The sequence below is a fragment of the Salmonella enterica subsp. arizonae genome (assembly GCF_008692845.1).
In the GTDB taxonomy this organism is placed as follows: domain Bacteria; phylum Pseudomonadota; class Gammaproteobacteria; order Enterobacterales; family Enterobacteriaceae; genus Salmonella; species Salmonella arizonae.
This window is the reverse complement of sequence record NZ_VXJW01000011.1, coordinates 122,665-134,058: the sequence shown is the minus strand read 5'-3', so window position 1 is coordinate 134,058 and position 11,394 is coordinate 122,665. Positions and strand designations below refer to the sequence as shown.

Genomic DNA, 11,394 nt, shown 5'->3' with positions numbered 1-11,394 from the left:
ATTTGCCTGGCGGCCGTAGCGCGGTGGTCCCACCTGACCCCATGCCGAACTCAGAAGTGAAACGCCGTAGCGCCGATGGTAGTGTGGGGTCTCCCCATGCGAGAGTAGGGAACTGCCAGGCATCAAACAAGTGAAGAAGCCCGTCCATCAGGACGGGCTTTTTTGCATCTGTTGCAAAAAATGCGCTGAATAGCCGGTGTGTCCCGGCTACAGAACAGCACACATAGCCCGGAGCAGGCGTTTACGCCCACTCCGGGGCGGCAGTTAACCCTAACTTCGCTACGATAAACGCCACAATCCCATCAACATCATTCAAATCGAGTACCGGAACGCCAATATTCAGCGCAATATCGCTGGCTACGGCGATCGTATGCTCATCGATAGCCAACTCATTCACATCGTGCCCAGCGTCGTTACGGAACAGAACGATCTTGGCCACGGGCTCATGCTTAAAGCCTTCTACCAGCACCAGATCCAGCTTTGATGCATCCATTCGACTCACCAGCCATGCCAGATCCAACTCTTCTTGCTCCGGTGTTTCAGTCATCAATGCCCAGCGCTGTTGGCTGGCGACCAACGTTTGCGCCGCGCCTGCCTTGCGTAACTCATAGCTATCTTTTCCGGGTTTATCCACATCCATATTATGATGCGTGTGCTTTATCAAACCTGGTCGAATCCCACTGGCGCATAATGCCGGAATTAACTTTTTCAGCAACGTTGTTTTCCCCGTGCCGCTCCACGCGGCAATCGCGAGCAGCGGTATCATGGTCTCTTTTGCCACTTAGCGAGCTCCTCTGGCGTGTTGACGTTTACAAATGCCTCCTTACAATCACTGAAATCCACGGCGTGTCCGCCTACCTGGCGCATAAAGACCATTACCCGCCGCTCGCCCGCTTGCAAATAAGCTGTCAACTGCGGCTGGACGGAGCGATTTATCAACGCAATCGTTGGGTGATCGCGCTCTCCGTCATGAACCCAAACCACCGGTGCGCCATGACGTTGTGCAGATAAACGATCGACTATGTTGTGGGGAATATAGGGATTGTCGCAGGGGCAAAACAGAAACCAGTCGCCTGTTACCTGCTGAAAAACGGAAAGTATACCCGCCAGCGGCCCAGGAAAGTCAGCGATTGAATCCTGAATGATTTTCAGGCCGCTAGCCTGGTAGATATCCAGATGGCGATTAGCGCTTATGACGACCGTAGCGAGTTGCGGCGCGAGCGCGTCGGCAACGTGCCGCCAGAGCGGTTTACCGTCCAGTTCAAGCAGACCTTTATCCGCACCTCCCATCCGCCGGGCTTTACCGCCTGCCAGCACCACGCCGGTTATCACTTCATCCTGATTCACCGATATCGCCTCTTTTATTGTGGGATTGACCCTGCTACCGTGTCTGTATCAAGAATAAGGAGCACAGCTATGAAATGTAAACGCCTGAATGAAGTCATTGAACTCCTCCAGCCAGCCTGGCAGAAAGAGCCCGATCTTAACCTGACGCAATTTTTGCAGAAACTGGCGAAAGAGTCAGGTTTTGACGGCAATCTGGAAGATTTAACTGATGATATCCTGATTTACCATCTGAAAATGCGCGATTCCGCCAAAGACGCCGCCATACCGGGGATTCAAAAAGACTATGAAGAAGACTTTAAAACGGCGCTTTTACGCGCCCGCGGCGTTATTAAAGAGTAAAACCTTGTAAGTGGAGCCACCGAAATCATCACGAAATGATATCCTGAATCATTCGTAGTATTTTCCGGATGATGGGATGAACGACAACGCTTTTACTTTCCAGACGCTACACCCGGAAACCATCATGGATGCGCTGTTTGAACAGGGGATCAGGGTGGATTCCGGACTGACTCCGCTAAACAGTTATGAAAACCGCGTCTATCAGTTTCAGGATGAAGATCGTCGACGTTTTGTCGTTAAGTTTTATCGTCCTGAACGCTGGTCTGTTGATCAAATTCGGGAAGAGCACCAGTTCGCGCTTGAACTGGTGAATGATGAGGTTCCGGTTGCTGCTCCGCTCGCTTTTAATGGTCAAACGCTGTTAGCGCATCAGGGCTATCATTATGCCATTTTCCCCAGCGTAGGCGGTCGTCAGTTTGAAGCAGACAATATCGATCAGATGGAGGCGGTAGGGCGTTATCTGGGCCGACTGCATCAGACGGGGCGAAAACGCCCTTTCACATTCCGACCTGACATTGGGCTTGCAGAGTATCTTTTTGAACCTCGTAAGGTATTCGAAGATGCCGCACTTATTCCCTCCGGGCAAAAAGCGGCTTTCCTGAAAGCCGCTGATACTCTATTGTCTGCAGTTACCGAATGCTGGCGCACCGATTTTACCACGCTGCGATTGCACGGCGATTGTCATGCCGGCAACATTCTGTGGCGTGATGGACCGCTGTTTGTCGATCTGGATGATGCCCGTAACGGCCCGGCGATACAGGATTTATGGATGCTGCTGAACGGAGACAAAGCCGAACAGCGAATGCAACTTGAAACAATTATTGAAGCTTATGAAGAAGTTAGTGAGTTCGACGTGTCTGAAATCGGTCTCATTGAACCTTTACGCGCCATGCGTTTAGTTTATTATCTTGCCTGGTTGGTTCGTCGTTGGGGCGATCCTGCGTTTCCGAAAAATTTTCCCTGGTTAACCGGGGAAGATTACTGGCAGCGACAGGCGACGACTTTTATTGAGCAGGCTAAAATTTTGCACGAACCCCCTTTACAATTAACGGCAATGTATTAATCGGAGAGAGTTGATCATGAAAAAGATTTGGCTGGCGCTGGCTGGTATGGTTTTAGCTTTTAGCGCCTCGGCAGCACAGATCAGCGACGGTAAACAGTATATCACGCTGGATAAACCGGTTGCTGGCGAACCCCAGGTACTGGAGTTCTTCTCATTCTACTGCCCACATTGTTATCAGTTTGAAGAAGTGCTTCATGTGTCTGACAACGTGAAGAAAAAGCTGCCGGAAGGCACCAAAATGACCAAGTACCATGTTGAGTTCCTGGGGCCGTTGGGCAAGGATCTCACCCAGGCATGGGCGGTGGCGATGGCGCTGGGCGTAGAAGATAAAGTAACGGTCCCGCTATTTGAAGCCGTACAGAAAACCCAGACCGTACAATCTGCCGCGGATATCCGTAAAGTGTTCGTTGATGCGGGCGTCAAAGGCGAAGATTACGATGCGGCATGGAACAGCTTCGTGGTGAAATCACTGGTTGCGCAGCAGGAAAAAGCCGCGTCTGACCTGCAACTACAAGGTGTTCCGGCGATGTTTGTAAACGGCAAATACCAGATTAACCCACAAGGTATGGATACCAGCAGCATGGATGTCTTTGTTCAGCAGTATGCTGATACCGTGAAATATTTGGTTGATAAAAAATAAAAAGAACGCCGGTCACTGACCGGCGTTTTTACAAGATGTTTTAATCCCTTCTATCTGTATATCTTTCTGATCCCACAACGTGTTAAGCCAGCGTTGAAAGCGACGTTTGAATATTTTGTCGTTAACGTAATCGCCGTGCAGTTCTTCAGTTATAGGTTCCAGTTGTACCCTTACGACAATACGCGTCAGCCTACCGCTTAACATATCGTAGAAGGGGTGGCGATCGTTGTCCGGGTAACACAACGTAATATTAAGCAGCTTATCGAACTGCGAACCTAAAACGTTAATTGCCATTGCAATACCTGCTGCTTTTGGCGGCAATAGATGTTGATAGGGTGAATGCGTTTGCTGGCGTTTTTCACGCGTAAAGCGCGAGCCTTCAACAAAGTTAACGATAGTGGTGGGATACTGACGAAACTTTTCGCAAGAGCGACGAGTCGTTTCGACATCTTTGCCGCGTCGCTCAGGGTGGCGGAGCAGGTAGCTACGGGAGTAGCGTTTCATAAACGGCATATCTAATGCCCAGCACGCCAGCCCGATAAAGGGTACCCAGGCTAATTGCTGTTTAAGAAAGTACTTATTCATTGGGATATGCTTGCGGAACAGAATGCAAAGCACAACGATATCCGCCCAGCTACGATGGTTACAAATCAGTAAATACCAATTTTTCTTGCTCAGCCCTTCTAACCCTTCTACATCCCATTGCAAATGCGGGTTAAGGCGTAGCAGCGCGGCAAGACCAGCGCACCAGCAATACATCATGTAATTGCAGAAAATGGAGACCTTACGCCAGATGCCGGGAACAGGCAAAAGGAGCTTTACCATTCCGCCAACGATGATCGGTACTGAGCAAACTATGGTGACCAGGATGGTCAATACGATAGTCAGTGGGAGCGTGATCGCCGCGAGTATTCTCGTCATAATTAATTGTTCAAAAGTTAGCCATAAACGGTGCGCGAAAAGGGCGCAAGAGGCTGATTCTATCAGAAAACGATGCTAATGATGGGGCTGAGTGAAATAGAAACACTCGTAACAACTATCCACATTATGATAACGGCATGAATCAGATAATAAGAAAAGTGTGATGTTAACAACTAATTGAAAATAATAGGTAATTATTAAGATGTGAAGACTATCGCGCTGATTTTAAAGCAATGGCAAGAATTTATACACAAAGTTATCCACAGGTTGCTTTGCGAGCGATCCTGAAGATCCACAAAACTTTTCTGCAAATGCGGCGAAAAACTCAAGTTTTCCTCCTGTATGTGGCATCCTTTAACCATAATCTGTTAAACAGGCACGGACATTATGGTTCAGATCCCAGAAAACCCACTTATTCTCGTAGATGGCTCATCCTATCTCTATCGCGCATATCATGCGTTTCCGCCGTTAACCAATAGCGCGGGAGAACCTACGGGCGCAATGTATGGTGTCCTCAACATGTTGCGCAGCCTGATCATGCAGTATCAGCCGACGCATGCTGCGGTGGTGTTTGACGCCAAAGGAAAAACCTTCCGTGATGAGCTCTTTGAGCATTACAAATCGCATCGTCCTCCGATGCCGGATGATTTACGTGCGCAAATAGAGCCGTTACATGCCATGGTAAAAGCAATGGGGCTACCCCTGCTGGCAGTCTCTGGCGTAGAAGCGGATGACGTTATCGGTACACTGGCGCGAGAAGCGGAGAAGGTGGGGCGCCCAGTATTAATCAGCACTGGCGATAAAGATATGGCACAGTTGGTGACGCCGAATATTACGCTGATCAACACTATGACCAACACTATCCTCGGCCCGGATGAAGTGGTTAATAAGTATGGCGTACCGCCTGAACTGATTATCGACTTTCTGGCGCTGATGGGGGACTCATCTGATAATATTCCTGGCGTACCGGGCGTGGGTGAGAAGACGGCGCAAGCCTTGCTGCAGGGATTGGGCGGTCTGGATACGCTGTACGCCGAGCCGGAAAAAATCGCCGGTCTCACTTTCCGCGGCGCCAAAACGATGGCCGGTAAATTAGCGCAGAATAAAGAAGTGGCGTACCTGTCTTATAAACTGGCCACTATTAAAACGGATGTTGAGCTGGAGTTGACCTGCGAACAGCTTGAAGTACAACAGCCGATTGCGCATGAACTGCTGGGCCTGTTTAAAAAATATGAGTTTAAGCGTTGGACGGCGGACGTCGAGTCAGGCAAGTGGCTACAGGCAAAGGGCGCGAAACCGACGGCAAAACCGCAGGAAACGGTCATTATTGATGAATCGCCCTGCGAGCTGAAAGCGGCGCTCTCTTATGAAAATTATGTCACTATTCTGGACGAAAGCACACTGGAAAGCTGGATTGAAAAGCTGAAAAAAGCGCCAGTTTTTGCTTTCGACACCGAGACCGACAGTCTGGATAATATCGCCGCCAACCTGGTGGGACTCTCTTTTGCCATCGAACCTGGCGTTGCCGCGTATGTGCCTGTCGCGCATGATTATCTTGACGCTCCGGATCAAATCTCCCGCCAGCGTGCGCTGGAACTGCTGAAGCCGTTGCTGGAAGATGACAAAGTGCGCAAAGTGGGGCAAAACCTCAAGTACGATCGCGGCGTCTTGCAAAATTACGGCATTGAGCTGCGCGGTATCGCCTTTGATACCATGCTTGAGTCTTACATTCTGAACAGCGTCGCCGGACGCCATGATATGGACAGCTTGTCCGATCGTTGGCTGAAGCACAAAACCATCACTTTTGAAGAAATTGCCGGTAAGGGTAAAAACCAGCTCACCTTTAACCAAATCGCGCTGGAGGAAGCGGGGCGCTATGCGGCAGAAGATGCGGATGTCACGCTACAGTTGCATCTCAAAATGTGGCCTGAACTCCAGCAGCATAAAGGCCCGCTGAATGTTTTCGAAAACATCGAAATGCCGCTGGTACCTGTACTGTCACGCGTTGAGCGCAACGGTGTAAAAATCGATCCTGCCGTCCTGCACAAACATTCGGAAGAGATTACGCTACGTCTGGCGGAACTGGAAAAGAAAGCGCATGACATTGCGGGCGAGGCGTTTAACCTGTCCTCGACGAAACAGTTGCAGACCATCTTATTTGAAAAGCAGGGGATTAAGCCGCTGAAGAAAACGCCTGGCGGCGCGCCGTCAACCTCGGAAGAGGTGCTGGAAGAGCTGGCGCTGGACTATCCACTGCCGAAAGTGATTCTGGAGTATCGTGGTCTGGCGAAGTTAAAATCCACCTACACCGATAAGCTGCCGCTGATGATTAACCCGAAAACCGGGCGCGTTCATACGTCTTATCATCAGGCGGTAACGGCGACGGGACGTTTATCATCCACCGATCCGAACCTGCAAAATATTCCGGTGCGCAACGACGAAGGCCGCCGCATTCGTCAGGCATTTATCGCGCCTGAGGATTATCTCATCGTGTCTGCGGACTATTCACAGATTGAGTTGCGTATTATGGCGCATCTTTCCCGTGATAAAGGACTGCTCACGGCGTTCGCCGAAGGGAAAGATATCCACCGCGCAACGGCGGCGGAAGTCTTTGGCCTGCCGCTGGATAGCGTGACCGGGGAACAGCGGCGAAGTGCGAAAGCCATTAACTTTGGCCTGATTTACGGTATGAGCGCCTTTGGTCTTTCTCGCCAGCTTAATATCCCGCGTAAAGAGGCGCAAAAGTATATGGATCTCTACTTCGAACGCTACCCTGGCGTGCTGGAATATATGGAGCGCACCCGTGCTCAGGCAAAAGAACAAGGCTATGTGGAAACGCTGGAGGGACGCCGCCTTTACCTGCCGGATATTAAATCCAGCAACGCGGCGCGGCGTGCGGGGGCGGAGCGCGCGGCGATCAATGCTCCCATGCAGGGAACGGCAGCCGACATCATCAAGCGCGCAATGATTGCCGTTGATGCCTGGCTACAGGCTGAGCAGCCGCGCGTGCGGATGATTATGCAGGTACACGATGAACTGGTGTTCGAAGTGCATAAAGGCGATTTAGATGCGGTATCAAAACGTATCCATCAGTTGATGGAAAACTGTACGCGTATTGATGTGCCGTTGCTGGTGGAAGTCGGCAGCGGGGAAAATTGGGATCAAGCGCACTAAGCATTTACGGAATAACGCGCTTTTTTCGTAATTAAGCAACATAAGAGAGGGGGTTTTGTGATGGGTATTAGAATTCCCTATGTAAAGAATGAAAAAAAATTACGAAAAGGTCTTTCTGTGTTGCTCAAAAAAGAGTAAAGTTATTCACGTAGGGTACAGAGGTAAGATGTTCTATCTTTCAGACCTTTTACTTCACGTAATCGGATTTGGCTGAATATTTTAGCCGCCCCAGTCAGTTTATGACTGGGGCGTTTTTTATTGGGCATAAGAAAAGTCTATGACCGGATAAGACGCGTTCGATCGGCATCCGGCATTTGTCGCCTGATGGCGCGGCGCTTATCAGGCCTACCTGCTTATTCGGTGCCCTGTGTCTCTTCTACCGGCGCTAACTCGCTAAACCAGCTATCCAGCTTCTGACGTAACTTATCCACCCCCTGCTTTTTCAGCGAGGAAAACGCTTCTACCTGCACATCGCCATTAAACGCCAGTACGGCTTCACGTACTATATTCAACTGCGCTTTGCGCGCGCCGCTGGCTAGTTTGTCCGCTTTGGTCAGCAGTACCAGAACCTGGATATTGCTCTCTACAGCCCACTGAATCATCTGTTGGTCGAGGTCTTTCAACGGATGGCGGATATCCATCAAAACGACTAAGCCCTGTAGGCTTTGACGCTTCTCCAGATATTCCCCCAGCGCGCGTTGCCATTTGCGTTTCATCTCTTCCGGGACTTCTGCGTAGCCATAGCCCGGCAGATCGACGAGGCGTTTGCCGTCTACCACTTCAAACAGGTTAATCAGTTGGGTACGGCCTGGCGTTTTAGAGGTGCGCGCCAGGCTCTTTTGGTTCGTCAGAGTGTTCAGGGCGCTGGATTTGCCTGCATTGGAACGGCCAGCAAAAGCCACTTCAATTCCGGAATCGGAAGGTAAATGGCGAATATCAGGCGCACTCATCACAAAATGCGTCTGTTGATAATTCAGGTTAGTCAAAGCGCTCGTCTCCGTCAGTCAAAGCTTTGCCGCGATTATACCTGAACGCCAGCAAAAGGCGGATTTTTCGGTACGCCGACGCTGTAAGCAAAAGCCATACGTTGTGTAAGATATTGCCCATTATCCCTATGCGACATGACAGAATCGTTGCAACGTTGAAACTCATTTAATACAGTTAAATCAGAAATTTATAGAAAGGTAATTGTCTGAAAAAGAGGGGGTTGCCGTGTCGGTATCTTGTTAGTTCACCCTAAAAGCGTAAAGTAACGTACATAGCGAGGACGCTAACAGGATCAACGACTCAGGATGAGGGTCAGGAGCGCCAGGAGGCGAAGACACAGGATTGTCAGGAAGACAAACGTCCGGAGACGTTAGTAAAAGGAAATGGAAACAACAGGGGATGTTCAAGGCTAAGGGAAAAACAGGGCGTGTTGATAGCTAACAGGGATGGTGGAGCTCGTTAAGGGTCATGAGTCAAGAAAAAAGGCGGCAGATTACTCTGTCGCCTTTTTTCTTTGCTTGCTTTCTGCTAGATTCCGCCTCAATTCTATACTGAATGAAACGGCTTAAAGATCTGACATCATGAAAAAACCAACCTCTGCACCGCGCAGTAAAGCCTTTGGCAAACAGCGTCGTAAAACGCGTGAAGAGTTAAACCAAGAGGCGCGTGACCGTAAGCGCCTGAAAAAACATCGTGGTCATGCACCGGGGAGCCGTGCGGCGGGCGGTAAACCCGCTTCAGGCGGCGGTAATCAGAATCAACAAAAAGATCCACGTATTGGCAGTAAAACACCTATTCCATTGGGCGTAACTGAAAAAGTGACCCAACAACATAAACCGAAAAGTGAGAAACTTATGCTTTCACCGCAGGCGGAGTTGGATTTACTGGAAACGGATGAGCGCCTGGATGCGCTGTTAGAACGCCTGGAAGCGGGCGAAACCCTGAATGCGGAAGATCAAGCCTGGGTAGATGCCAAACTGGATCGTATTGATGAACTGATGCAGAAGCTTGGTCTGTCTTACGATGACGAGGAAGACGAAGAAGAGGACGAGAAGCAGGAAGATATGATGCGCCTGCTAAGAGGCGGCAAATAACGGGTTTACATTGTGGGTTTGCCCGTCCTGCTTATAACCCTTCCGGTTATATGTTATCTGGTGTGGTTATTCGTTAAACTACAGCGATTGTCGCGGCGACAGAAATGGCTGCGCAGCCGGCTTGCCGTCCGTCATGGCGTGAAGCCGGTACGCCGTACCCGCCAGAGACGCCATCGGAAGGAGTGAGCATGTCTGAACAGCAAATAGACTGGGATCTGGCCCTGATCCAGAAATATAACTATTCCGGGCCACGATATACCTCGTACCCAACCGCGCTGGAGTTTGCTGAAGACTTCGAGGAAGCAGCATTCTCGCAGGCTGTGGCGCGTTATCCTGAACGTCCGCTCTCGCTGTACGTGCATATCCCGTTTTGCCACAAGTTGTGTTATTTCTGCGGCTGCAACAAAATTGTCACCCGCCAACAGCATAAAGCTGACCAATATCTTGACGCGCTTGAGCAAGAAATCCGCCATCGCGCGCCGCTGTTTGCAGGTCGTCAGGTTAGCCAGCTTCACTGGGGCGGCGGTACGCCAACTTACCTGAATAAAGCTCAAATCAGTCGCTTAATGACGCTGTTGCGTGAAAATTTCCACTTTAATACCGACGCGGAAATCTCGATCGAAATCGATCCCCGTGAAATTGAGCTGGATGTGCTCGATCATTTACGCGCGGAAGGTTTTAACCGCCTGAGTATGGGTGTGCAAGACTTTAATAAAGAGGTTCAGCGCCTGGTTAACCGCGAACAAGATGAAGAACTTATCTTTATGCTGCTTAACCACGCCCGCAATATTGGCTTTACCTCGACGAATATCGATTTGATCTACGGTCTACCGAAACAGACGCCGGAAAGCTTTGCTTTCACACTGCAACGTGTGACGGAACTGAACCCCGATCGTTTGAGCGTTTTTAACTACGCGCATCTGCCAACGCTTTTTGCCGCACAGCGTAAAATTAAAAATACCGATTTACCCAGCGCGCAGCAGAAACTGGATATTTTGCAGGAGACAATCGTATCGCTTACTCAGGCTGGTTATCAGTTTATTGGGATGGACCATTTTGCCCGCCCGGACGACGAGCTGGCCGTCGCGCAGCGCGAAGGCGCGCTGCACCGTAATTTTCAGGGATATACCACCCAGGGCGATACCGACCTGCTGGGGATGGGCGTTTCCGCCATCAGCATGATTGGCGATGGCTACATGCAGAACCAGAAAGAGCTGAAGCGTTATTACCAGCAAGTGAATGCGCGGGGCAATGCGCTATGGCGTGGTATCACACTGACCCGTGATGATTGCATTCGTCGCGATGTTATCAAAGCGCTGATTTGTAACTTCCGCCTGGATTTTAGCGCCGTCGAACAGCAGTGGGGTTTGCATTTCGCTGAGTATTTTACCGAGGATTTACAATTACTGGCACCGCTGGCGAAAGATGGGCTGGTGGATGTGAATGAGAAGGGGATTCAGGTCACGCCGAAAGGGCGTCTTCTAATCCGTAATATTTGTATGTGCTTTGATGCATATCTGCGCCAGAAAGCACGGATGCAGCAGTTCTCGAGGGTGATATAGTACGGAATAGGGTAGGCCGGATAAGGCGAAGCCACCACCCGGCCTACCCGCTAGCTGAACAGCTCCACCAGCGCTGCACACAATACTGCGGCTATCGCTGTTTGTGGCGTGTGGCTGTCGACGACTCCACTCGATACCAGATTAATAATAGATTCCAACATAATGAATCTCCCCCGATTGCCGGGCATGATCATACTGAACTCATCGGAACAGTAAAGTGCAAAATAGCAGCGTTTTACGCTCAATTATTAATCTTTACATAAGCGG

Annotated in this window: 12 protein-coding genes and 1 rRNA gene; 8 read left to right on the top strand and 5 right to left on the bottom strand. The window is 50.2% G+C overall.

The window, feature by feature from the left end; all coding sequences use genetic code 11:
• Positions 1-5: 5 nt before the first annotated feature.
• Positions 6-121 (top strand): 5S ribosomal RNA (gene rrf / locus F4V61_RS18290).
• Positions 122-241: 120 nt separating this feature from the next.
• Here the strand turns inward: rrf and mobB are convergent.
• Positions 242-766, bottom strand: coding sequence for a molybdopterin-guanine dinucleotide biosynthesis protein MobB (gene mobB / locus F4V61_RS18285; protein ID WP_000612533.1), 525 nt, complete (start codon positions 764-766; stop codon positions 242-244).
• Complete coding sequence (mobA, locus tag F4V61_RS18280) at positions 763-1,347, bottom strand: molybdenum cofactor guanylyltransferase MobA (RefSeq protein ID WP_079782305.1); 585 nt, start codon at positions 1,345-1,347, stop codon at positions 763-765. The genes mobB and mobA overlap by 4 nt, the downstream gene beginning before the upstream one ends.
• Positions 1,348-1,416: 69 nt before the next feature.
• Between mobA and F4V61_RS18275 the strand changes: the two genes are divergently transcribed.
• From F4V61_RS18275 to dsbA, 3 genes are all read left to right on the top strand, one after another.
• Complete coding sequence (locus F4V61_RS18275; RefSeq protein ID WP_000649859.1) at positions 1,417-1,686, top strand: YihD family protein; 270 nt, start codon at positions 1,417-1,419, stop codon at positions 1,684-1,686.
• A gap of 76 nt (positions 1,687-1,762) precedes the next feature.
• Positions 1,763-2,749, top strand: coding sequence for a serine/threonine protein kinase (locus tag F4V61_RS18270; protein ID WP_080161310.1), 987 nt, complete (start codon positions 1,763-1,765; stop codon positions 2,747-2,749).
• Between the two features lie 16 nt (positions 2,750-2,765).
• Positions 2,766-3,389 (top strand): thiol:disulfide interchange protein DsbA, encoded by a 624-nt coding sequence (gene dsbA / locus F4V61_RS18265; RefSeq protein ID WP_000725358.1) that lies wholly within the window; start codon positions 2,766-2,768, stop codon positions 3,387-3,389.
• Between the two features lie 12 nt (positions 3,390-3,401).
• Here the strand turns inward: dsbA and F4V61_RS18260 are convergent, their stop codons facing one another.
• Positions 3,402-4,310, bottom strand: coding sequence for an acyltransferase (locus F4V61_RS18260; protein WP_079828385.1), 909 nt, complete (start codon positions 4,308-4,310; stop codon positions 3,402-3,404).
• Positions 4,311-4,697: 387 nt separating this feature from the next.
• Here F4V61_RS18260 and polA point away from each other — a divergent pair, with 387 nt between their 5' ends.
• Complete coding sequence (gene polA, locus F4V61_RS18255; RefSeq protein WP_079782304.1) at positions 4,698-7,484, top strand: DNA polymerase I; 2,787 nt, start codon at positions 4,698-4,700, stop codon at positions 7,482-7,484.
• Positions 7,485-7,837: 353 nt separating this feature from the next.
• Here polA and yihA read toward each other — a convergent pair whose 3' ends face one another.
• Positions 7,838-8,470 carry a ribosome biogenesis GTP-binding protein YihA/YsxC gene (gene yihA, locus F4V61_RS18250; RefSeq protein WP_000183333.1) on the bottom strand — a complete coding sequence of 211 codons (633 nt, stop codon included), beginning with the start codon at positions 8,468-8,470 and terminating at the stop codon, positions 7,838-7,840.
• Between the two features lie 272 nt (positions 8,471-8,742).
• Here yihA and F4V61_RS18245 point away from each other — a divergent pair, with 272 nt between their 5' ends.
• The 3 genes from F4V61_RS18245 to hemN all read left to right on the top strand — a co-directional run bounded on the left by F4V61_RS18245 (position 8,743) and on the right by hemN (position 11,127).
• Positions 8,743-8,934, top strand: a complete 192-nt coding sequence (locus F4V61_RS18245; protein WP_038397879.1) for a hypothetical protein — start codon at positions 8,743-8,745, stop codon at positions 8,932-8,934.
• 118 nt (positions 8,935-9,052) lie between these two features.
• A complete protein-coding gene (gene yihI / locus F4V61_RS18240) occupies positions 9,053-9,565 on the top strand; it encodes a Der GTPase-activating protein YihI (RefSeq protein ID WP_038397300.1) in 513 nt (170 codons plus the stop codon).
• Positions 9,566-9,753: 188 nt separating this feature from the next.
• The gene (gene hemN / locus F4V61_RS18235; RefSeq protein WP_000003513.1) at positions 9,754-11,127 is read left to right on the top strand and encodes an oxygen-independent coproporphyrinogen III oxidase; all 1,374 of its coding nucleotides are present in this window, start codon (positions 9,754-9,756) and stop codon (positions 11,125-11,127) included.
• A gap of 50 nt (positions 11,128-11,177) precedes the next feature.
• Here the strand turns inward: hemN and F4V61_RS18230 are convergent, their stop codons facing one another.
• Positions 11,178-11,288 (bottom strand): YshB family small membrane protein, encoded by a 111-nt coding sequence (locus F4V61_RS18230; RefSeq protein WP_103143115.1) that lies wholly within the window; start codon positions 11,286-11,288, stop codon positions 11,178-11,180.
• Positions 11,289-11,394: the final 106 nt, after the last annotated feature.